Genomic DNA, 22,093 nt, shown 5'->3' with positions numbered 1-22,093 from the left:
GGCGTCCGCGTCGATGCGGGCGTCGGTGCCCACGTCCCCCGCTCAGCCGGTGAGCGGCAGCTCCGCCCTGACCGCCCACGCGTCGGCGCCGTCGGGCCCCGCGACGAGCCAGCCGTCGTAGAGCCGCACCCGCTCGCGCATGCCGGCGATCCCGAGGCCGGCGCCGGTGGCGGGCGCGGTCGGGATCGATCTGCCAAGAGCGATCTCGTTGCGCACCTCGATCGTCAGCCGCTCGCGCTCGTGCGCGACGCGGACGGCGACCGCGACCGCGCCGCCGTGCTTGCGCGCGTTCGTCAGCGCCTCCTGGACGATCCGGTAGGCGGCACCGGCGTGCCCGGCGGGGACCGCGGCGACGTCGCCGACGAGCTTCAGGCGCACGTCGAGGCCGTGCGCCTCGGCGCGCCGCGCCAGCTCAGGCAGCCGGCTCAACTGCGGCGCGGCCGCCTCGCGCCGTCCGTCGAGCGCGGCGAGCAGCTGGTCCAGCTCGCGCAGGACCTCTTCGCCGACCTCCTCGACCGCCGCGATCGCCGTCGCCGCAGCGGCTTGTGCGTGCGCGTGCGCGGCACCCGCAGTCGGCCGCGCACCCGGGTCGGCGATCGCGTCTCCCGCAACGGCCGATCGCGCGCCGAGCAACTGGTCCGCCACCGCGCACTGGAGCGTGATCGAGGTGAGGCCGTGGCCGACGAGGTCGTGCAGCTCGCGCGCGACGCGCAACCGCTCCGCCTCCACGACGCGCTCGATCGCGCGCGCCTGGCGCTGCTCCTCCGCGGCGCTCAGCGCACGCAGTTCCTGTGCCTCGGCGACGCGCCGCCGGCCGCCGATCCCGGTCGCCCAGGCCGCCGCGGTCATCGTCGCGAAGAACAGCAGGACGCCGGTCGGGTACAGCTCGAGGTTCCAGCCGAACTGGAACATCACCGTCGCGATCCCGCCCGCGATGCAGGCGAGGCCGCCGAGTGCCGCCGCCCACGGCAGCCGCACGTACGCGCCGGCGATGAACGCGGCGACGTAGAGCGGCGCGTTGAGGCCGAACGCGTCGTCGAGCACGGAGCAGCGCACGAGCGCGACCGCCACGACCAGCAGCACGCTCGCCAGCGGCCAGCGCCGCCGCGGCAGGAACGCCGCCGCCAGCGCGACGGCGCCGACGACGCGCACCGGCACGCTCGCGCTGCCGTAGAACTCGGCCGGCTTGCCGGCCGCCAGCAGCGCCTCGGTCAGCTCCAGCGCCAGCATCAGCAGCGGCAGCAGCTGGGCGCTCAGCCGCGGCGCGAGCCGCAGCCACGCGCTCGGCGCGCGCAACCGCGCGGCGTGCTCGGAGTGCGTCGGCAGCACGACGGTCAGCGTCGAGCGGCGCAGCGGTCCGCGCCGCAGCCGCCCGCCCGCCAGCCGCGCCCGCTCGGCGAGGGCCTCGACCGCGCCGCGCCCGAGCCCGAGGCGGATGCGCGCGCTCGCGCGCACGAAGCCGTCGCCGCGCTCGACCGTCACGCGCGTGCAGCCGGGCAGCTCCGCAAGCGCGACCAGCACCCGCATCGCGACCGCCGGCAGCCGCTCCTCCTGCGGCGGCGCCCCCGCGTGCGCGCGCCGCACGTCGATCGCCCCGGCGCCGCGATCGGTCAGCTCGCGCAGCGAGGCCGGTACCTCCGACGCGTCCGGCCGCGCGACGGCCTCGCTGCTGCGCAGCAGCATCAGCATCCGCCGCATCTCCGCCATCGCCTGCTGACTCGCGTCGCGCGCGCGGCGCAGCGCGACGCGGGCCGGCTCGGGGGAGATCGCTCCCGCCGCGCCGCTCGCCCCGCCCGTCCAAGCGGCCCACACGTCCCCCGCGGCCCAGGCCGCCCCGATCGCTCCCGCCGCGCCGCTCGGCCCGCCCGCGCGGCGGAGCATCGTGCGCACGGCCGCGACCTCGTCGAGCACCGCCCGCACGCAGCCCGTCACGACCGCGTGCAGCTCGCGGGCGATGCGACGGCGCTCGGCGCCGAGCGCCAGCTCGACTGCGCCACCGTCGTCCGCGGCCGCGGCGGCGAGGCGGGCGCGTCGGCGCGCGTGCGCGAGCGCCTCGGTGCGGTCGCGCAGCAGCGCGCCGCCGACGGCCGCCGGCACGAAGATCGCGAGCTCGCGCACGACCACGTCGGGCGTCCGCTCGGGCAGCGCGCCGAGCAGGTCCAGCCCCGTGCGCATCAGCATCAGCACGACCACGCCGAGCGCAGCCGGCACCGCCAGCCGCGCGTCGCGCACGTAGGCGCCGAGGCCGAACAGCGCCAGCGGCAGGTACAGCGGTGCGACCGCCGCGGATCCCGGCGACAGCTTGAAGCCGATCGAGCAGGCCTGCACGCCGAGCGCGAAGGCGAAGAACGCGACCGGATGGGCGCGCCGCCAGACGACGGCGATCCCGGCCGCGGTCCACAACGCGAGCGCAGCGGTCTCGCTCCCCGGCACGCCGTGCAGCAGCACGTCGCCGATGCCGAAGGCGAGCACCGCCGCCGCGATCGAGCGGTCGACGCGGCGGGCGGTGCCGCGCTCGCGCACGCCCCGCTCAGCGCCGCCCGCGTGACACGAACACCGTGATCGTCTTCCTGTACGCGAGCCGCTTGCCGGCCTTGTGCGACAGCTTCACGACGCGGCCTCTGCGGACCTTTGCGGAGCGGATCCTTCTCGTCGCGGCCTTGCAGCCCTTCTTCGCGAGCGCCTGCTTGACGGCGGCGAGCTTCGCGCCCGCTCTGACCTTCGGCACGACGCAGCGCCTGCTGCTTCTGGCCGGCGCCTTTCTCGCGCCGCCTCTGTCTCTGTCTCTGCCTCTGTCTCTGTTGCCCGGCGGCGGTGCGATGACGCCGCGGTCGACCGTCTCGCAGTCCGCCGCGACGGTGTCGATCGCGTCCGCGACGACCGTGTCCGCGCCCGGCCCGCAGACGACGCTGTCCTGCTCGCCGTCGCGCACCTGGACGGTGTCGTTGCCGGAGCCGATGCGGCAGACGAGGAAGCTGCACGAGTTCGTGCCGGCGTCCGCGTTGATCACGTCGCGACCGGCGCCGCCCGTGATGCGGTCGTCGCCGTAGCCGCCCTCGATCGTGTCGTCGCCGCCGCTGCCGTCGATCTCGTCGGCCGAGTCGTAGGCGATCAGCGTGTCGCCGGCCGGCCCGCCGACGAGCTTCGACGGCGCCGCGCTGGTGTTGAGCAGCTTGAAGAAGACCGCGTCGGCGCCGGCGACCAGGACCGCCGCCTCGAACAGCTCCAGCCGCTCGACCCCGACGACGTTGTCGCGCTCGCTGCCGTGGCCGTCGTTGGCGACGCCGTCGAGCGAGACGGCGAGCGGCCCGGCGGCTCTGTCGTTCTGGATCCAGTCGCTGCTGATCGTGTCGTAGCCGGGGCCGCCGTCGATCGTGTCGCTGCCGACGTCGAGGTCGTCGCCGCTGAGCTTGTCGTCGCCGTCGCCGCCGCGCACGACGTCGTTGCCGCCGGAGCCGTCGACTCTGTCGTTGCCGGGGCCGCCGTCGAGGACGTCGTCCTGGCGCGAGCCGTGCAGCTCGTCGTTGCCGTCGCCGCCCAGCAGCGTGACGGCGGCGCCGCGCAGCGGACCGGTCAGTCTGTCGGGCCCGGGACCGCCGTCGATCGTGATCTGCAGGTTGGCCGGCAGGTCCTCGCTGACGATCCCCCACTCGATCACGGAGCCGTCGTTGTCGCCGAGCTCGGCGCGCACGTTCGCGATCTGGCAGCGCAGCGTCTTCAGGTCGGCTTCCTCCCAGTCGAGCTGGTAGCAGCCGGCCGGCACCGCGCCGGCGAGGTCGTAGGCGTCGCCGAAGCGCAGGTAGCCGTCCCGCTGGTCGTCGAGCACCACGCGGAAGTCGTTGTTCTCCCCGGGCGCGGCGCGGTAGACCCACGTGCCGCCCTCTTTCGTGAGCTGCCCGGCCGAGGCGCTGCCGGCGAGCAGGAGCAGCGCCAGCAGCACGACCAGGAGCCCTGCGGGGACGCGAAAAGCTGAGATTCGTGTCATCGCTGCAAGCTAGGCCGCGGCCGGCGCCGGAGCCTCTGCCGGAAGTCGGTCGCCGGTCCCCCGAACGTCGCCTGAGTCGACGCCCAGGATCCGGATGCCGGCCACGATCCCGCCGATCGTCACGAGTCCGCCGCCGATCGCGAAGGAGGTGAGCGAGAGCGGCAGCGAAAACGTCACGACGTTCCCGCCGAGCACGACGAACGGGACCCACGTGGCCACCACGCGGGCGCGCCACAACGCGAAGAACAGCAACGTCGTGCCGAGGATCGCGCCGACCACCGCCGGGATCTGGAACACCGCCAACAGCGGGAACTCGGACGCCTTGTCGGACACCTCGACCGCCGTGCCGGGCGGCAGCTCCTGCGCGAGCGCGAGGTCGTAGAAGTCGGTCACGAGCATGCCGGGCAGCGAGACGGTGCCGACGATCGCGAGGATGCCGGCGATCTTCAGCAGCCAGCCGCCGCGCGGGCTCAGCAGCGCGACGACGCCGAACGCGGCCGGCGCCCACACGACCCAGCCGAAGTGCAGGAAGACGGCGGCGATCTGCGCCTGCGTCTCGTGCTCGCGCAGCGCCGTGTGGTACCCGAGCGTCGTGGCCTCGGATTCCCACGGGGTGACGAGATAGCCGATCTGCAGCAGCACCGACGCGACGATCAGGCAGAGGCCTGTCAGACGCGGGGACGGGAACGGGCGGGACACTGGAACCTCCGGTTCGCGGGGTGACGAGGTCGCAGCTTGCGGCGCGTCCGCGTTCGCGCCATCGCCCGGAGGTCGTCGCGGTGCTGGACGTTCCGGCATGCGGGCACAGGCGATCGGCAGAGCGCTTCACCACATGGACAAACCAGACAGCCGGCAGACCGTGCACACTTCGACGCGGCATGAATCCGAAGCCCCACGTGATCGTCCTCTTCGGCGCGACCGGAGACCTTGCCAGACGCAAGCTCCTGCCTGGTCTGCTGCGACTGTTCCAAGCCGGTCTGATGCCGGTCGACTTCCGCATCGTCGGCACCTCGCTCGACGACCTCGACGTCGACGGCTTCCGCAGACTCGCGCGCACCGCGATCGACGAGTTCTCGCGCACGCACGTGTATGAGCAGTCGTGGGAAGCGTTCGCCGGGCGGCTGCGCTACGTCTCGGGCAGCGGCGGACCATCCGCCCTGCACGCGGCGGTCCACCAGGCGCGCGGCGAGATGGAGGACGGAGCAGGCCTCCTGCACTATCTGAGCGTGCCGCCAAAGGCCGCGAAGATGGTCGTGCAGCAGCTCGGCGAGGCCGGCCTCGCGCGCGACGCGCGCGTCGTGATGGAGAAGCCGTTCGGCACCGACCTGGAGAGCGCACGCGAGCTGAACGCCGCCGTGCACGAGGTCTTCAGAGAGCAGCAGGTCTTCCGCATCGACCACTTCCTCGGCAAGGAGGCGGCGCAGAACATCCTCGCGCTGCGCTTCGCCAACGGCCTGTTCGAGCCGATCTGGAACCGGCAGCACATCGACCACGTGCTGATCGAGGTGCCGGAGACGCTCTCGATCGGGATGCGCGGCTCGTTCTACGAGGCGACCGGCGCCTACCGCGACATGGTCGTCACGCACCTCTTCCAGGTGATGGCGTTCGTCGCGATGGAGCCGCCGACGGCGCTGGAGCCGCGCGCGATCACGGAGGAGAAGAACAAGGTCTTCCGCTCGATGAAGCCGCTGATCCCGTCCGACGTCGTGCGCGGCCAGTACGACGGCTACCGCGACGAGCCGGGCGTCGCGGCCGACTCCGAGACCGAGACGTTCGTCGCGCTGCGGGCCGAGATCGACAACTGGCGCTGGGCCGGCGTGCCGTTCTTCCTGCGCACCGGCAAGCGGATGGCCGAGGGCGCCCGCGTGATCTCGATCGCCTACCACGAGCCGCCGCAGGGGATGTTCCCGCGCGGCTCCGGCGTCGGCTCGTTCGGGCCGGACCACCTCACGTTCGACCTCGACGAGGCGTCGCGCGTGTCGCTCTCCTTCTACGGCAAGCGGCCCGGACCGGGTATGCGGCTGGAGAAGGCGAGCATGCAGTTCTCGCTCGACGAGACGACCTACGGCCACGACGTGCTGGAGGCGTACGAGCGCCTGATCCACGACGCGATGATGGGCGACCACACGCTCTTCACGACCGCCGACGGCATCGAGCGGCTGTGGGAGGTCTCGACGCCGCTGCTGGAGAGCCCGCCGCCGCTGCAGCCCTACGCGCCCGGCTCGTGGGGGCCCGAGTCGCAGAACAGACTGATCGCGCCGCACCGCTGGCGGCTGCCGTTCGAGCGCAAGTGGCGCGGGTCGGTCGGCTGACGCCGAACGACCATGGTCCACTCGTGATTTGCGCGAGCGGACACGCCTTCGCGATGAATCGAACAAGCTCCGCCAACCGCTCGCGGCAGCGCTGAAGCGCGCCGATCGGCCGCCGCACCTGACGTTCTGCGGCGTCGGCCGTCGCACCGGGTCCACCATGCTTGATAGCGTGGGGGCGGTCGGATCCGTTCGAACGTGTTCGCCGACTCGGAGGAAGGTGCATCATCGCTGCTGAAGGCTCATCCGGTCGTCCGCTGCTCGCCGAAGCGCGTCGCTTTGCGATCGCGGAGCTGCTGCGCGGCGCGGGGGCGGTGAGCGTCACGGAGGTCGAGTCGCGTTTCGGCGTGTCGCCGATGACGGCGCGACGCGACCTGATGGCGCTGGAGAAGCAAGGGGTCGCGCGCCGCACGCACGGCGGCGCGGTGCTGCCGTCGATGTCGGCGAAGGAGGATTCGTTCGCCAAGCGCGTCAACCTCGCCGCCGACGCGAAGGGAAGGCTGGCGGACTTCGCCGTCGCGATGGTGGAGGCGGAGGAGACGATCGTGCTCGACTCGTCCTCGACCGCGTACTTCCTCGCGCAGAGGATCGTCGACGCCGGCCTGGCGGTCACGATCATCACCAACAGCCTGCCGATCATGGACCTGATCGCGGGCGTCGAGAGCCCGCCGATCCACCTCGTCGCCGTCGGCGGCACGCTGCGCCGGCTGACGGGCTCGTTCGTCGGTCCCTACGCGGTCGACACGATCCGCGGCCACTTCGCCGACCGCATGTTCATGTCGGTCAAGGGCCTCACGCCGGGCGGCGTGATGACCGACGCCGACGAGCTCGAGGCGGAGCTGAAGCGCACGATGATCGCTCAATCGCAGGAGACCGTGCTGCTGGTCGACGGCTCGAAGCTGAGCGTCCGCGGCCAGAACGCGATCGCCCACGTGCGCGAGCTGACGACGGTGCTGACTGAAGGTCTCGCCGGACCGGAGCTGGAAGCGCTCAGGGCGACGGGCGTGACGGTGACGAGCATCGACGCGGAGACGCCGGTCGGCAGCTGAGCGCGGCGCGGGCGCGTCGGCGCCAGCCGCGCCCGCGCCAGCCGCGCCCGCCCCTGCCCGCTCTGGCGCGCTCCGCGCCGCCGGGCGTGAGAGGCTTCGCGGATGGCCGTCACTCCCCCACCGCCCCCGCCGGCCGTCGATCCGGCCCCGCTGCCCGCGCTCGTGCTGAGAGCGCCGCCGCTGGTCGCGACCGGCGTCGGCTTCGAGCTGAGCGGCCGCGGCGCCGCAGCGCGCGGCCGCGTGCAGGTGGAGGTGAAGCTCGACGGCAGCTGGCGACCGCTGACGGCGATCCGCGCCGACGCGAGAGGCGTGTTCGACCGCCTCGTCGAGCCGCAGACGCCGCGCAGGGGCTACCGGCTGCGGGTGACGGCGAGAGACGGCCGCAGGTCGAGAGAGGTCGTCGTCAGAACGCGCGACGTGACGCTCGCCGCGGTCGGCGACGTCAACCTCGGCGACGCGACCGCGAGCGCGATGGCGTCGTACGGAACGCAGTACCCCTGGACGAGCGTCGCGCTGGCGCTGAGATCGGCCGACATCGCGTTCGGCAACCTCGAATGCGCGATCTCCACGCGCGGCGCGCCGGTCGAGAAGCAGTTCCGCTTCCGCGGCAGCCCGGCGGCGCTGAAGACGATGCGCGACTACGCCGGCTTCGACGTCGTCAACCTCGCCAACAACCACGTCGGCGACTACGGCACGACGGCGCTGCTGGACACGCTCGGCTGGGTCAGACGGTTCGGGATGGAGCCGGTCGGCGCTGGCGCGAACCTCGCGCAGGCGATGCAGCCGAGAGTGGTCGAGCGGCTCGGCCTGAAGATCGCCTTCGTCGGCTTCTCGAACATCCTCCCGCCCGAGTTCTGGGCGACGGGGACGACCCCCGGCAACACGTTCGCCTCGATCCCGAACGTGCGCGCCTCGGTCGCCGCCGCCCGCAGAGTCGCCGACGTCGTGATCGCGACCTTCCACTGGGGCATCGAGCTGGACCCGGTCGAGAACGCCCAGGAGTCCACCCTCGCGGCGGCCGCGCTGCAGTCCGGCGCGACCGCGGTGATCGGCGGCCACCCCCACGTCCTGCAGCCGATCCGCACACTCGACGACGGCCGTCGACTGGTCGCCTACAGCCTCGGCAACTTCGTCTTCACCTCCTTCCGCGACGAGACCGTCCGCACCGGCATCCTGCACCTGAACCTGTCGAAGGCAGGCGTCGAACAGGCCCGCTTCCAACGCGCCCGGATCCAGGGCGTCAAGCCGGTGCTGACGGGGAGCTGGGCGAACCTCGGCTGAGTCGCTGGTCACGCGATCAAGCCGGCAAGCCCGCCGAGCACCGCGCCGAGCGCGATCACGTTCACCGCGACGGCGCTCTCGCCGTGCTCGGCGACGGCCGCAGGCTCCTCGACGCCGAGCCGGCGCGACAGCCGCCAACCGAGGCTCGCGTCGACCGCCGCGACGGTCGCACCGGCGACCGGCCCGGCCAGCCGAGCACCCGCCTCGGCAGCCGCGAAGTACGCCGTCCCGGCATACACCACGACCGACAGCGGTGCCAGCAGCGCGTACCGCAGTCGCTAGCGCAGTGCGAGCACCAGTTCGAGCGCTTCGTCCACGGCGCGCTGCTCCGCGGCGCGGAGCTGCCCGGCAAGCGTGTCGAGTCGCTGCACGTCGAGCGCCCGCAGCTGTTCGACTATCACTCGTGTCCGCTCGCCGTCGAGTTCGATCTCGGGCCGGAACGTCGCCGGCGCGGCGCTGCGCGAGGTCGGTGCGACGATCGCGGTCGAGAGTGCGAGCAGCTCATCTGCCCGCACGATCCCCGCATACCGCGCGCCGCGCTTCGCGACCGCCGGACGCGGGGATCCGCACGCGGTAGACGTCGCCGCGGACCACGTCACCCCGGCCAGTCGAGGCCGACGGCGTCCATGTCCGCCATCACGCGCTCGCGCGCGGCGCGGTCTCTCTCGTCTGCGGCCAGTCGCGTGACCTCCTCGCGCAGCGAGGAGCGCTGCCGGCGGCGGCGGGCGGACTCCAGCAGCGCCGCGCGCACGGCCTCCGACTCGTTCATGCCCTCTCGCATCAGCAGCTCCAAGCTCTGCTCCGAGGGACCATCGAGGCGGGCGCGCACGACACGAGAAGCCATGCAAGGAGCGCAGCACACGTTGTGCCACAGATAGATGTGGCACAACGCTTGTTACACGTGGGATTCTCGCGGCGCGTCTCAGCTTTCGCGACGCCGCGCAGGCTCTGCGCCGCTACCGCCGCCGCGCGCCCGCCTCGAGCCCCGGGTTGGCCCAGCCGTCGTCGCCGGGGCTGACGGTCTGGCCGGGCGGGACGATCTCGTCGATGCGGTCGAGCACGTCGTCGGCGAGGACGACCTCGTCGGCGCCGAGCTGGGATTCGAGCTGCTCCATCGTGCGCGGGCCGATGATCGCGGAGGTGACTCCGGGGTGGCGGATCACGAATGCGAGCGCGAGCCGGATCAGCGAGAGGCCGGCCTCCTCGGCCAGTCTCGCGAGCGCGTCGGCGGCTTCGAGCTTGCGCTGATTCGCGGGGATGCTCATGTCGAAGCGCGACGGGATGCGGTCTCTGCGGCTGGAGTTCGGCAGGTCTCTGCCGAGCCGGTAGCCGCCGCTGAGCCAGCCGCCGGCGAGCGGGCTCCACGGCAAGATCCCGATCCCGTAGTCGAGCGCCGCCGGCAGCAGGTCACCCTCGATTCTGCGCACCAGCAGCGAGTACGGCGGCTGCTCGCTGACGAAGCGCGTGCGACCGGCCGCTCTGGCGAGCCACTGCGCCTCAACGACGCGCTGGACCGGCCAGGTCGACGTGCCGGCGTAGCGGATCTTGCCGGCGCGGACGAGGTCGTCGAGCGCGCCGACGGTCTCCTCGACATCGGTGCCGAGGTCCCAGCGGTGCACCTGGTAGAGGTCGATCCAGTCGGTTCTGAGCCGCCGCAGCGAATCCTCGACCGCTCGGTTGACCCACAGGCGGCTGTTGCCCTTGCGGTTGGGATCGGTCCCGTCGCCCATCACGCCGTGGAACTTCGTCGCCAGCACGACCCCGTCACGGCGGCCGCCGGCGAGTGCCTTGGCGACGATCTCCTCGCTCTCCCCCTGCGAGTAGACGTCGGCCGTGTCGATCACGTTGATGCCGGCGTCGAGCGCGCGGTGGATGATCCGCACCGAATCGTCGTGGTCTCTGTTTCCCCAGGCTCCGAACATCATCGTGCCCAGCGTCAGGGGGCTCACTGCGACGCCGGTTCTTCCAAGGCTGCGGTATTCGGTCATGTCTCTCAGCCTAGGACGCTGCGCGCGCGATTCCCGTGAACGGTTCGTAGACTGCCCGCGACGTGACCGCCGACCAGCTCGCCGCCCTGCTGCAGCTCGCGCCCGATCCGACGATCGTGCTCGATCGGCACGGGCTCGTCGCCGTCGCCGACGAGCGTGCCGCGGAGCTGGCGGGCGGCGGCGCGAGCGACCTGGTCGGCGCGCGCTTCGACGCGCTGATCCCGCAGGGCGTGCTCGACCCCGACGCGAGACTGACGCTCAAGCGCACGGACGGGCGCGAGTTCCCGGTCGAGATCTCGGTGCGCGTGATCGACGGGATCGAGGGCGTCGACGGCCCCGCCCTCGCCGTCGCGCTGCGCGACGTGACGCTGCGGCGCGCCAGAGCGACCGGGCTGCGCGAGGCCGGCGAGCGGTTCCGGCGGCTGTTCGAGGACGGACCGGTCGCGATGGCGTTGATCGGGGAGGACCGGCGCCTGGCCGAGGTCAACGACGCTTACGCGCGGCTGACCGGCTACGACGCCGCCGAGTTGCGCGAGCGGACCTTCAGCGACATCACCCACCCCGACGACGTCGACTCCGGCGAGCGGCTCGTCGCGCGCATGTTCGCGGGCGAGATCCCCGGCTTCGGGATCGACAAGCGCTACGTGCGGCGCAACGGGGAGACGCTGTGGGTGCACGTCACCGTCTCGCTGATCCGCGACGAGGACGGGGCTCCGCTGCAGGGGCTCGGCGTGATCCAGAAGGCGAGCGAGCGCGCCGCGCGCGCACGCATGCAGGCCGCCGAGGCCGAGCGGGCGCGCTGGGCGCGGGAGCTGCACGACGAGACGCTGCAGGGCCTCGCCGCGCTGCACGTGCTGCTCTCCTCGGGCGAGCGGGCGCCGACGCCGGAGTTGATGCGGGCACGCATCGCGCTCGCGCAGGAGCAGATCGAGGGGACGATGGACAACCTGCGCGGGTTGATCAACGACCTGCGCCCGGCGGCGCTCGACGAGCTGGGGCTGGAGGCGTCGGTGCGCGACCTCGCCGACCGGATGCAGACCGCGTACGGGATCGAGGTCGACACGACCGTCGCGCTGCACGGCGACGACGGCGCGCCGCGGCGCCTCGCCTCGGAGGTCGAGACGACGGCCTATCGGATCGTCCAGGAGTGCCTCTCCAACGCCGCCCGCCACGCGGGCGCGACGCGGATCGGGGTCGAGATCACGCAGGTCGAGCCGCCACCGGCGGGGTCGCCGTCGTCGGATTCGGAGGATCCGCCGGCGGCGGGCGTCCTGCACGTCCGCGTCCGCGACGACGGCTCCGGCTTCGACGCGACCAGCGACGCCGGCGGCTACGGCCTGCGCTCGATCCGCGAGCGCGTCGACCTGCTCGAAGGCGACCTGACGATCACGACCGCCGCCGGCGACGGCACCGAGGTCGTCGCGGCGCTGCCGCTCGGCGGATGAGCGGTCGGTCACTGGTCCCACAGACCAGCGGACGACCGCTCATCCCAGCTCCGACGCCTCGATCAGCCCGCGCTCCAAGGCGTAGTCGACGAGGTCGGACCGGCGCGCGCGGCCGAGCTTGCGCTGGATCCGCGCGCGGTGCGATTCGACGGTGCGGACCGACAGGTACAACCGCTCGGCGATCTCTCTGTTCGTGAGTCCGCGAGCGATCAGGCGCAGGACCTCCAGCTCGCGCGTGGACAGCTCCGGCGCCGCGCCGGCCGCCGCGGCCGTCGTGGCGGCCAGCCGCGCGCCCAGCTGCGGCTCCAGGTAGGTGCCGCCGCCCGCGACCGTGCGGATCGCTTCGAGCAGATGGCGGCCGGCCGCCTCCTTCGGGACGTAGCCGGTCGCGCCCAGTCGCAGCGCCTCGCCCGCGTAGGAGGGGTCGCGCTGGGCCGTCAGCACCACGACCGCGGTCTCCGGGCAGCTCGCGCGCAGCCGCGGGATCGCGGCGAGGCTCGGCTCGCCGGGCATGTGCAGGTCCAGCACGAGCACGTCGGGGCGCAGCCGCTCGACCGCCTCCACCGTCGCGCCCACCTCGCCCGCCTCCGCCACGACCGCGATCGCGTCGTCGGACTCCAGCAGCAGGCGCAGGCCGCTGCGGACGATCTCGTGGTCGTCGGCGAGCACGACGGTCAAACGCGTTTGCCTTGGGAGTTCCACAGAGGTTCGCTGAGCCCGACGCCTGGGTGGGAACTCCCTGGCTCGGGCTTCGTCACGGCATCGGTTCGTTCGTCGATCATCCCAGAGCGAGCCCGATCCGCCCCCGTTCCGTAGTCACTACGGAACGCCGCTTGCGTAGCCCGCGCCCGCTCAACTGTGCGGTCTCGTGCGCCTTGTGGCGGGGCCGCGCGGCGACCAGTGTTCGGGGCCGAACATGCTCGAACAGACGCTCTCCCCCACGCACGCTCCACGCCGCTTCGACGACACCCGCGCGGCGCTCCCCAAGCTCGCCGGCCTCGCCACGGCCGCGCCCGCGCAGACGCTCGACCAGCGGCAGATGCTGGAGCTGCTCGGGCTCGCCGACGACCCGTTCGCGCAGGCGATCTTCACGCGCTGCGGCGTCCAGCGGCGCCACCTCGACCTGACGCCCGAGCTGCTGCGCCAGACGCTGCAGGCACGCTCCGCGCTGAGCGAGCGGCGGTCGCTGGGACTCGCCGAGGAGGCGATCGCGCAGCTCGACTTCGACCCAGCCGAGATCGGCGTCGTCGTCAGCGCGAGCCTCGGGTCGTTCGGCACGCCGACGCTCGCGCACCGGCTCGTCGACCGACTCGGCCTCCCCGCCGACGTCGACAAGTACCACGTGATCGGCGTCGGCTGCGCGAGCGCGGTGCCGCTGCTGCGGCTCGCCGGCCAGGCGCTGCGCGACCGCCCCGGACAGCGGGCGCTCGTCGTCGCGGCGGAATACATGTCCGGGATCCTCACCCCCGTCGACCCGGCCGTGGACGAGAAGGTCAAGACGGTCGGCTCGTCGCTGTTCGGCGACGGCGCCGCGGCGGCGCTGCTGACCTACGAAGGCGCCGGACCTGAGCCCGCGACCCTCCCCACGATCGCGGCCACCGCCGTGCACCAGATCCCCGGCTCGCTCGCCGACGTCAAGTCCGTCATGACCGCCGGTGACAGCCAGGTGCAGATGAGCAAGGCGCTCCCGATCTACGCGCGCACGCAGCTCGCGCAGTTGATCGACGCCTTCCTCGCACGTCACGGGCTGACCCGATCCGCGATCGACCACTGGCCGGTCCATCCCGGCGGGCGCGGAATCCTCGAGGGGATCCAGGCGGGCGTCGGGCTGACCGAGCACGACACCGAGGCGAGCGCCGCGGTGCTCGCGGAGTACGGCAACGTCGGCACGCCGTCGGCCTTCTTCGTGCTCGATGAATTGACAGCACGGCGCGCGCCCCGACCGGGGCAGCACGGGCTGATGGTGACGATCGGCCCCGGGGTGACGGTCGGGCTTGCGCTGCTGAGATGGTGACGAGAGGAGAGACGATGAAGGTGATCGGAGGCGGCTTCGGCCGGACCGGGACGATGTCCCAGAAGGCGGCGCTGGAGCAGCTCGGCGCCGGCCCGTGCCTGCACATGATCGACGTGCTGCGCGAGCCGTCGCTGGCGGCGCCGTGGAAGGCCGCCGTGGCGGGCGAGCGGGTCGACTGGCGCGAGGCGCTCGACGGCTGGGGCTCGACGATCGACTGGCCCGCCTGCGCCTACTGGGAGGAGCACGCCGAGACGTTCCCGGACGCGCTCGTGCTGCTGAGCGTCCGCGACCCGGAGGCGTGGTATCGCAGCTGCCTCTCGACGATCTTCGAGGCGAAGGAGATGGCGGGACGCGGCGAGCTGGCCGGCAACACCGAGAGCGCTCCCGCCGGCGCCGTGCTGGAGATCATCAACGGGATCATCTGGGACGGCGCGTTCAACGGCCGCTTCCTCGACAAGGCCTACGCGTTCGAGGTCTTCCACAGACACATCGAGGACGTCAAGCGCAAGGTACCGGCCGACCGCCTGCTCGTCTTCGACGTCAGACAGGGCTGGGCGCCGCTGTGCGACTTCCTCGGCGTGGCGATCCCCGACGAGCCGTTCCCGCACCTCAACGACACCGTCGCCTTCCGCACGATGCTCGGGATGCCCGTCGCGGCATAGCCCGCTCGGGCACACTGGGGGGCGATGCATGCGGTCGCCTCCCAGACCTTGACGTTCGCCTCCTCCGCAGGCAGCTCGCTGGACCTCGTCCTGCTGGGCGTGCTCGCGGGTGTCACCTGCCTGCTCGTGGTCGCGTATCACGCGCGGATCCCGTACCCGATCCTGCTCGTCGTCGGCGGCGGCGCGCTCGCGTTCGTGCCGGGACTGCCGGACGTCGACCTCGATCCGGACCTCGTGCTGGTCGTGCTGCTGCCGCCGCTGCTGTACTCCGCCGCGTTCTTCTCCTCGCTGCGCGACCTGCGCGCGAACCTCGCGCCGATCGGGCTGCTGGCGGTCGGGCTCGTGATCGCCACCACGCTCACGGTGGGCCTCGTCGCGCACGCGTTCATCAACGACCTCAGCTGGGCCGCGGCGTTCACGCTCGGTGCCGTGCTGTCGCCGACCGACCCCGTCGCCGCGACCGCGATCGCCTCCCGCGCCGGCGCGCCGCGGCGCTTCGTCACGATCGTCGAGGGCGAGTCGCTGCTGAACGACTCCTCCGGCCTGATCATCTACAAAGCGGCCGTCGCGGCGACGCTGACCGGGACCTTCTCGCTGCTCGACTCCGGGCTCGACTTCGTCGTCGGCGCGGCCGCGGGGATCGCGATCGGGATCGTCGTCGGGATGATCGTGGCGCGCGTGCGCAGGGTCGTCGACGACCCGCCGACGGAGATCACGATCTCGCTGATGACGCCGTACTTCGCCTACCTGCCGGCGGAGGCGCTCGGCGTCAGCGCCGTGCTGGCGGCCGTCACGATCGGGATCTGGCTGGGATGGCGCGCGCCGGAGCTGATCACGCCCGCGGTGCGGATCCAGTCGTTCTCGGTCTGGGAGATCCTCACGTTCGTGCTGAACGCGGCGCTGTTCGTGCTCGTCGGCCTGCAGCTGCCGCAGATCGTCGAGCGGATCGCCGACAAGTACGCGGTCGCCGACCTCGTCTGGTGGAGCGCGCTCGTCTTCACTGTTGTCGTCGTGACCCGCTTCGCGTGGGTCGCCGTTGCGACATACGTGCCAAGACTGTGGCTGAAGCACTCGCCGTGGGACGGGCCCGACTACAAGCCGGGCGCCGTCGCGCTCGTCGGCTGGACCGGCATGCGCGGCGCCGTCTCGCTCGCCGCGGCGCTCGCGATCCCCTTGACGGTCGACGGCGGCGCGCCCTTCCCCGGTCGCGACCTGATCATCTTCCTCGTCTACGTCACGATCCTCGCGACGCTGCTGGTCGAGGGGCTGTCGCTGGCGCCGCTGATCAGGCTGCTCGGCGTCGAGGACGACGGCAGGCTCGACAGACTCGAGGCGAAGGCGCGCATCAAGGCGGCCAGAAGAGCGATCGGGCGGATCGACGAGCTGCAGGGCGAGGACTGGGTCCGCGACGTCAGCGCCCAGCGCCTGCGCAACTCCTACGAGTTCCGCATCCGCCGCTTCGGCTCGCGCTTCGACGACGACGACGACGGCGCCGACGAGGCCCGCTCCCAGGCCTACCAGCTACTGCGCCGCGAGGTGCTCGAAGCGGAGCGCGCCGAGATCATCCGGCTGCGCAACGACGGCGTCATCAACGACGAGGTCCTGCGCCGGATCCAGCACGACCTCGACCTCGAGGACGCGCGCCTGGACCTCGACGGCCGCGGGCCGCTGGATCTGGCGCAGCCCTCGGAGGCGGAGTCCGAGGAGGACGCGCGGATCGAGCACGACCCGGGTCCGACGCCGCGGGCGTGAGCCCGACGCAACGCGCCTTCTGCGGCCGCGACGCCGAGCGCTGAGCCCCTGCGTCCCATGCGGCCGCGGCTCCGCGCTACGTCGCCGCGTCCCACGCCGCCAGCAGCTTCGCCGTGTCGATCGGCTCGCCGCCGGTGTACCAGCCGGGCGCGGTCCAGACCTCGAAGTGCAGGTGGCAGCCGTCGGCGTTGCCGGAGTCGCCGACGTGGCCGATCCGCTGGCCGCTGTCGACCCTCTGGCCCCTTCTGACCGGCGGCGGCTCGGCGAGGTGCATGTAGACGTAGTCGTGGCGGTCCTTGCCCGCGATCACGACGTAGTTGCCGCCGGCGCCCTCGGTCCCGGCTCTCTTGACGACGCCGCCGAGCGCGGCCACGAGCGGCGTCCCGCAGCCGGCGAACATGTCCTGCCCCTGGTGCCCGCGCCCGCCGCCGAAGTCGTTCGTCTCGTAGCGCCCGCGGTCGTGTCTGCCGCGGATCGGAAAGACGTGCTCGTCGGTGCGCGCCCGCTGCTCGCGCGCCAGCCGCAGGGCGGCGCGGCGATTGGTCTCGGCGCGGATGGTGCGGCGGGAGGTGGTTGAGGCGACGCGGGCCGCGGCGGCGGAGGACGCGGCGGCGCGCGGGCCCGTCGCGCCGCTGTCGGCGATCGTCGTGTGCGCGGCGCGAGCGAGCTGCGGCCGCTGATCGCGGGTCGTCGCGAGCAGCACGAGCACCACCGCGCCGATCACGCCGGAGAGTGCGAGGACGGCCGCGAAACGACGGCCGCGAGAGCGGTGGCTGTGAGGGCCCGGCACCGGCGCGCCAGGCTACCGCAGTCGCGAGACGCCGCGGGCGGGCTGGATCGCTGGGCGCGCGTGCGCGGCGCTGCGGCGCGCGCCCCGACGATGCGTCAGTCGCTCGGCCCGTCGAAGTCCGCGGCGAGGCGCTGCTCGACCGAGCGGATCTTGTCGTCGAGCGTCTGCTCGGGCTTGTCGCGCCGCTCGTCGAGCTTCAGGACGGTGTAGACGCGCGGGATGCCCAGCTCGAACGGGATCGCGTGCAACTCGCCGACGACCGCGAGGATGTCCGCCGTCGAGCCCTGCAGCGACGTGCCCATCGCGTGCATCTGGTAGACGACGCGGTCCTGCGCGGCGAGTCGCCGCTGCACCTCGGCGACGTATTCGCTCGCGCTGGCGCCGGCGCGGCCGAGCGCGAGGATCGTGAGGTCGGCGGTCGCCATCTCAGCCGGCCTCGTGCGCCACGGGCGCGAGCGCGACGTCCATCAGCATCCGCACGCGCGCGTCGTCGAGCGGGATCGGGTCTGTCGCGCTCATCTACCGAAGGGTACGCGAGCGACCGTCATCAGGACCTTGATCTCGGGGCGCCGCGTCGTCACGCGCGCGGCGGGCTCGGCTCTAGCCCTCGGCCGCGGCATGCGCCGGCCGCAGCGGCGGATCGCCGCGCTGGGCGCGCAGCTCGCGCACGCCGCCGCTGAGGAAGACGATCGCCTGGTCGACCAGCGCCAGCGCCGCCTCGCGATGCGCGACCGGATCGCTGAACTCGCGCTCCTGCTCGTCGTGCACGCGCCCGATCGCGGCGAGCGCGCCGACCGCGGCGGCGGCGGCCAGCTGCGCCGCGACGTCGTCGGGCCCGGTGCCGAGGTCGCGCGCGATCGCCTCGGCGAACAGCCGCTCGCCCTTGCCGAGCTGCTGGCGCTCGTACGCGAGCAGCGCGTCGTCGGCCTCGATCACGCGGCGCCGCACGCGCTCGCGGTCGTGCTCCGTCTTGGTCGCGTGATCGTCGAACAGCTCGGCGATCCAGGCGCGCAGGGCGTCGGTCGCCAGCTGCCCTGCGGGGCGGTCGCTGAGCCGCTCCCCCAGCGCCTCGAACATCTCGGCCGAGTGCGGGAAGAGCAGGTCCTCCTTCGCCGGGAAGTAGGCGGAGACGGTGCGCGGGGAGACGTCGGCGGCGTCGGCGATCTGGGCGATCGTCGTCGCGCGGAAGCCCTGGCGCTCGAACAGGTCGAGCGCGACCTGGGCGATCGTCTCGTACGTGCGCAGCTTCTTGCGCTCGCGCAGGCCCGGGCGCCCGGCGGCGCAGCCCGCCACCGGCAGCGCTTCGACGGGCGCCAACGCGCCGTCGCGATCGCTCTCCCGCTCGCTCATGCCATGAGCCTAACCGCGATCAGCAACGTTTGCACTTCTTCGAGCGATGAAAAGTTGCATTGACTGCAATTCTACATGCTCTGTGATACCTTGCACCGGCGCTCCTGCGCCCTTCGCCCCCGAAACCTCTCAGGAGTCCGGATGTCGTCCCTCCTCGCACGCATAGCGCGTGTACTGACAACCCACTGGAAGCGCAGCCTTGCCGTCGCGATCGCCGTGATCGTCGTGCTCGGGGCCCTCGCCGGCCAGGGTGGCAGAGCCGCCGACGACTTCGAGATCCCCGGGACCGAGTCGCAGCAGGCGATCGACCTCTTCCGTGCGCACGCGCCCGCGCTTGCCGGTGCTGACGCGCAGGTCGTCTTCAGCGTCCCGAGCGGCACGCTGTCCGAGCCGGGCAACAGAGCCGCGATCGAGACCGCGCTCGGCGACATCAGAAGACTGCCGGGCGTCGTGCAGGTCGGCGATCCGTTCGCCCAGGTCTCCAGAGACGGCCGCGTCGCCCTCACCGACGTGCGCTACGACGTCGAGGTCAACGACCTCGAGAAGGAAGATGGCGAGAAGCTCGAAACCGCTGCGAGAACCGCGCCGGAGAGAGCCGGCGTCGACGTCGAGATGCGCGGGCAGATCGTCGACCTCGCGTCCGAGCAGGACGCGCCCGTCGGCGAACTGGTCGGCGTCGCGATCGCGATCATCCTGCTGACGATCCTGTTCCGCTCTGGTGCGGCGATGGCGGCGACGCTGATCGGCGCGCTGCTCGGCGTGGCGTTCGGCCAGATACTGCTCGCGATCCTCGCCAAGCCGCTCGGCCTGCCCGAGTTCGCGACGACGATCGCGGTGATGCTCGGCCTCGGCGCCGGCATCGACTACTCGCTGTTGATCATCGGCCGTTACCGAGAACAAGTCGCGGCCGGGGACTCGCCAGCCGACGCCTCCGCGAAGGCGGCCGCCACGTCCGGCGCCTCCGTCGTCGCAGCCGGCCTGATCGTGATGGTCGCGATCGCCGGCCTGCTCGTGATCGGCATCCCGCTGATCGGCAAGCTCGGCATCGGCTCCGCGATCGGCGTCGCCGCCGTCGTGGTCTCGTCGCTGACGATCCTGCCGATCATGATCGGCGCGCTGAAGAGATGGCTGAAGCCGAAGAAGCCGGAGCACGTGCTGCCGTCGAGAGCGTTCGAGCGCTGGGCGACGACGATCACGGCGCGCCCGTGGGTCTCGATCGCGGTCGGCGGCCTGATCCTGATCCTGCTCGCGCTGCCGGTCACCGGCATGCGCCTCGGCCAGCCCGACGACGGCAACCAGCCGACGTCGAAGACGCAGCGGATCGCCTACGACCAGCTCAGCGCCGCGTTCGGCCCGGGCACCAACGGCCCGTTCCTGCTCGCCGTCGACACGCCCACCGGCCAGGACGTCAGAGCCGACCTGACGAGACTCGAAAGCGCCGTCAGAGACACGAGAGGCATCGTCTTCGTGTCGCCCGCCGCCCCGTCCAGAGACGGCGAGATGGCGACGATCTCCGTGATCCCGTCGACCTCGCCGCAGGACGAGGCGACCGACGAACTGGTCGACCACCTGCGCGACAGCGTCATCCCCGCGGCGATCGCCGGCACCCCGCTGAAGGTCTACGTCGGCGGCCAGACGGCCGGCTTCAAGGACTTCTCGGCGAAGGTCTCCGCGCGCCTGCCGCTGTTCATCGCGGTCGTGATCGGCCTGTCGGTGCTGCTGCTGATCGCGGCCTTCCGCTCGATCTGGGTGCCGCTCGCCTCGGCGGTCTTCAACCTGCTGTCGATCGGCGCGGCTTACGGCATCATCACGCTCGTCTTCCAGAGAGGCTGGGGCGCGAGCCTGATCGGCGCCGACTCCGACGTGCCGATCGTCTCGTTCGTGCCGGTGATGCTGTTCGCGATCCTGTTCGGGTTGAGCATGGACTACAACGTCTTCCTGCTCTCCCGCGTGCGCGAGGCCTACCACGAGGGCGACCGCCCGCGTGAGTCCGTCATCCACGGCGTCTCGCGGATCGGCAAGGTGATCCTGTTCGCCGGCCTGATCATGGCGTCCGTCTTCCTCGCGTTCGTCTCGCAGCCCGACGTCGTCGCGAAGATGTTCGGCGTCGGCCTCGGCCTCGCGATCCTCATAGACGTGCTGATCGTGCGGCTCGTGATCGCGCCCGCCGTCGTGCTGCTGCTCGGTGACAGAGCGTGGTGGATGCCGGCCTGGATGGACAAGGTGATCCCGAACATCTCGCTCGACGGCCACGAGGTCGACACGCAGACCGACGCCGAGCGCCAGGAGGCGATCGAGCACTCGCTGGAGAAGAAGGAGCCGGTCGCGTAGTAAGGGGTCCCTAAGAAAGCGGCGTGAGCCGCGCCTCGCGGCGGTACGATGGGGGCACAGGCGCCCATCTATCACCGCGAGGAGGACCGTCATGGATCGTGCCGATCGAACTGGGACGGCCCCGCCGGCCGGCCCCACCGCAGCCGATGTCCAGCCCGTCGAGAACGAACGGCTCGACCGCTTCGTCACCGGGCTGGTGACGATCGTGCCGGTGCTCGCGCTGGGCCTCGTCGGCTGGCAGCTGTGGGCCGTCGCGCTCGGCTGGAACGACCTCGTCGTGCTCGCGATCATGTACCTCTTCACGGGGCTCGGGATCACGGTCGGCTTCCACCGCCTCTTCACGCACCGCGCGTTCAAGACGACGCCGGCGCTGCGCGGGGTGTTCGCCGCACTCGGCTCGATGGCGATCGAGGGGCCGGTCATCTCGTGGGTCGCCGACCACCGCAAGCACCACGCCTTCTCCGACCAGTTCGGCGATCCGCACAGCCCGCACGTCGAGCACGGTCACGGCCTCAAGGGCGCGCTCAGCGGCCTCGCGCACGCGCACGTCGGCTGGCTGTTCGTGCACACGCATCGCGGCAACAAGACGCGCTACGCGCCGGACCTGATGAGAGATCCGGTCGTCGCGTGGGTCGACCGCACGTTCATATTCTGGGCGATCGGCGGGTTCCTGATCGCCGGCGCGCTCGGCTTCCTGCTCGGCGGCTTCTCGTGGCAGGCCGGCGTGACGGGGATGCTGTGGGGCGGCCTGGTACGGACGCTGCTGCTGCACCACGCGACGTACTCGATCAACTCGCTCTGCCACTTCTTCGGCCGGCGCCCGTTCGAGACCGGCGACGAGTCGCGCAACGTCGCCTGGTTGGCGCCGTTCACGCTTGGCGAGGCGTGGCACAACGCCCACCACGCCTTCCCCACGTCCGCGCGCCACGGCGTCGAGCGCGGCCAGTTCGACATCTCCGCCAGCGTCATCACGCTGCTGGAGAAGCTCGGGCTGGCGTGGGACGTCGTGCGCGTCGATCCGGCGAAGCTGGCGGCGAAGCGGGCCGTCAGCGCCTGAGCGGCGGCCGGGCGCCGGCGCGGCGCCGAGCCGCCACCAGCCGCCTCCGCAGGTTCTCCCCCGGCCGCCGGCGGCACTCC

The 22,093-nt window shown here is 72.3% G+C and carries 20 protein-coding genes; 9 read left to right on the top strand and 11 right to left on the bottom strand.

Annotated elements, in window-relative coordinates:
- Positions 1–42 precede the first annotated feature (42 nt).
- From Q7L65_RS23055 to Q7L65_RS23045, 3 genes are read right to left on the bottom strand one after another with little or no spacing between them, the layout of a single operon-like run.
- A complete protein-coding gene (locus Q7L65_RS23055; protein WP_304724894.1) occupies positions 43–2,523 on the bottom strand; it encodes a sensor histidine kinase in 2,481 nt (826 codons plus the stop codon).
- A gap of 7 nt (positions 2,524–2,530) precedes the next feature.
- Complete coding sequence (locus tag Q7L65_RS23050; protein WP_304724893.1) at positions 2,531–3,985, bottom strand: hypothetical protein; 1,455 nt, start codon at positions 3,983–3,985, stop codon at positions 2,531–2,533.
- A 9-nt stretch (positions 3,986–3,994) separates the two neighbouring features.
- Positions 3,995–4,684: a hypothetical protein gene (locus Q7L65_RS23045; RefSeq protein WP_304724891.1), complete on the bottom strand. Its 690-nt coding sequence runs from the start codon at positions 4,682–4,684 to the stop codon at positions 3,995–3,997.
- Between the two features lie 179 nt (positions 4,685–4,863).
- On the opposite strand from Q7L65_RS23045, the gene zwf reads away from it, so the two are divergent.
- From zwf to Q7L65_RS23030, 3 genes are all read left to right on the top strand, one after another.
- Positions 4,864–6,297 carry a glucose-6-phosphate dehydrogenase gene (gene zwf / locus Q7L65_RS23040; RefSeq protein WP_304724890.1) on the top strand — a complete coding sequence of 478 codons (1,434 nt, stop codon included), beginning with the start codon at positions 4,864–4,866 and terminating at the stop codon, positions 6,295–6,297.
- Between the two features lie 164 nt (positions 6,298–6,461).
- The gene (locus Q7L65_RS23035) at positions 6,462–7,343 is read left to right on the top strand and encodes a DeoR/GlpR family DNA-binding transcription regulator (protein WP_370552626.1); all 882 of its coding nucleotides are present in this window, start codon (positions 6,462–6,464) and stop codon (positions 7,341–7,343) included.
- Positions 7,344–7,445: 102 nt separating this feature from the next.
- Entirely contained in the window at positions 7,446–8,624 is a 1,179-nt protein-coding gene (locus tag Q7L65_RS23030) for a CapA family protein (RefSeq protein WP_304724889.1), read from the top strand.
- An 8-nt stretch (positions 8,625–8,632) separates the two neighbouring features.
- Here Q7L65_RS23030 and Q7L65_RS23025 read toward each other — a convergent pair whose 3' ends face one another.
- The 4 genes from Q7L65_RS23025 to Q7L65_RS23010 form a co-directional block, all read right to left on the bottom strand.
- A complete protein-coding gene (locus Q7L65_RS23025) occupies positions 8,633–8,866 on the bottom strand; it encodes a hypothetical protein (protein ID WP_304724888.1) in 234 nt (77 codons plus the stop codon).
- Between the two features lie 36 nt (positions 8,867–8,902).
- Positions 8,903–9,139, bottom strand: coding sequence for a type II toxin-antitoxin system PemK/MazF family toxin (locus tag Q7L65_RS23020; protein ID WP_370552625.1), 237 nt, complete (start codon positions 9,137–9,139; stop codon positions 8,903–8,905).
- 80 nt (positions 9,140–9,219) lie between these two features.
- Positions 9,220–9,468: a hypothetical protein gene (locus tag Q7L65_RS23015; protein WP_304724886.1), complete on the bottom strand. Its 249-nt coding sequence runs from the start codon at positions 9,466–9,468 to the stop codon at positions 9,220–9,222.
- 112 nt (positions 9,469–9,580) lie between these two features.
- Positions 9,581–10,612 (bottom strand): aldo/keto reductase, encoded by a 1,032-nt coding sequence (locus Q7L65_RS23010; RefSeq protein ID WP_304724885.1) that lies wholly within the window; start codon positions 10,610–10,612, stop codon positions 9,581–9,583.
- A 62-nt stretch (positions 10,613–10,674) separates the two neighbouring features.
- Between Q7L65_RS23010 and Q7L65_RS23005 the strand changes: the two genes are divergently transcribed.
- Entirely contained in the window at positions 10,675–12,057 is a 1,383-nt protein-coding gene (locus tag Q7L65_RS23005) for a PAS domain S-box protein (RefSeq protein ID WP_304724884.1), read from the top strand.
- A 39-nt stretch (positions 12,058–12,096) separates the two neighbouring features.
- On the opposite strand, the gene Q7L65_RS23000 is transcribed toward Q7L65_RS23005, so the two are convergent.
- Entirely contained in the window at positions 12,097–12,726 is a 630-nt protein-coding gene (locus Q7L65_RS23000) for a response regulator transcription factor (protein WP_304725049.1), read from the bottom strand.
- 247 nt (positions 12,727–12,973) lie between these two features.
- On the opposite strand from Q7L65_RS23000, the gene Q7L65_RS22995 reads away from it, so the two are divergent.
- From Q7L65_RS22995 to Q7L65_RS22985, 3 genes are read left to right on the top strand one after another with little or no spacing between them, the layout of a single operon-like run.
- A complete protein-coding gene (locus Q7L65_RS22995; protein WP_304724883.1) occupies positions 12,974–14,071 on the top strand; it encodes a 3-oxoacyl-[acyl-carrier-protein] synthase III C-terminal domain-containing protein in 1,098 nt (365 codons plus the stop codon).
- A gap of 14 nt (positions 14,072–14,085) precedes the next feature.
- Positions 14,086–14,733, top strand: coding sequence for a sulfotransferase family protein (locus Q7L65_RS22990; protein WP_304724882.1), 648 nt, complete (start codon positions 14,086–14,088; stop codon positions 14,731–14,733).
- Positions 14,734–14,757: 24 nt separating this feature from the next.
- Positions 14,758–16,485: a Na+/H+ antiporter gene (locus Q7L65_RS22985; RefSeq protein ID WP_304724881.1), complete on the top strand. Its 1,728-nt coding sequence runs from the start codon at positions 14,758–14,760 to the stop codon at positions 16,483–16,485.
- Positions 16,486–16,561: 76 nt separating this feature from the next.
- Here Q7L65_RS22985 and Q7L65_RS22980 read toward each other — a convergent pair whose 3' ends face one another.
- The 3 genes from Q7L65_RS22980 to Q7L65_RS22970 all read right to left on the bottom strand — a co-directional run bounded on the left by Q7L65_RS22980 (position 16,562) and on the right by Q7L65_RS22970 (position 18,625).
- The gene (locus Q7L65_RS22980) at positions 16,562–17,275 is read right to left on the bottom strand and encodes a M23 family metallopeptidase (RefSeq protein ID WP_304724880.1); all 714 of its coding nucleotides are present in this window, start codon (positions 17,273–17,275) and stop codon (positions 16,562–16,564) included.
- 95 nt (positions 17,276–17,370) lie between these two features.
- A complete protein-coding gene (locus Q7L65_RS22975; protein ID WP_304724879.1) occupies positions 17,371–17,700 on the bottom strand; it encodes an MTH1187 family thiamine-binding protein in 330 nt (109 codons plus the stop codon).
- Between the two features lie 175 nt (positions 17,701–17,875).
- Positions 17,876–18,625, bottom strand: coding sequence for a TetR/AcrR family transcriptional regulator (locus Q7L65_RS22970; RefSeq protein WP_304724878.1), 750 nt, complete (start codon positions 18,623–18,625; stop codon positions 17,876–17,878).
- Positions 18,626–18,766: 141 nt separating this feature from the next.
- Here Q7L65_RS22970 and Q7L65_RS22965 point away from each other — a divergent pair, with 141 nt between their 5' ends.
- Both Q7L65_RS22965 and Q7L65_RS22960 read left to right on the top strand, forming a co-directional pair.
- Positions 18,767–20,956: an MMPL family transporter gene (locus tag Q7L65_RS22965; RefSeq protein WP_304724877.1), complete on the top strand. Its 2,190-nt coding sequence runs from the start codon at positions 18,767–18,769 to the stop codon at positions 20,954–20,956.
- 91 nt (positions 20,957–21,047) lie between these two features.
- Positions 21,048–22,013: a fatty acid desaturase gene (locus Q7L65_RS22960; RefSeq protein WP_304724876.1), complete on the top strand. Its 966-nt coding sequence runs from the start codon at positions 21,048–21,050 to the stop codon at positions 22,011–22,013.
- Positions 22,014–22,093: the final 80 nt, after the last annotated feature.

Origin of the sequence: Conexibacter sp. CPCC 206217, assembly GCF_030646165.1 — a bacterium.
GTDB lineage: Bacteria > Actinomycetota > Thermoleophilia > Solirubrobacterales > Solirubrobacteraceae > Conexibacter.
The sequence above is the reverse complement of the archived record's forward strand: the minus strand, read 5'-3'. Positions and strand labels throughout refer to the sequence as shown.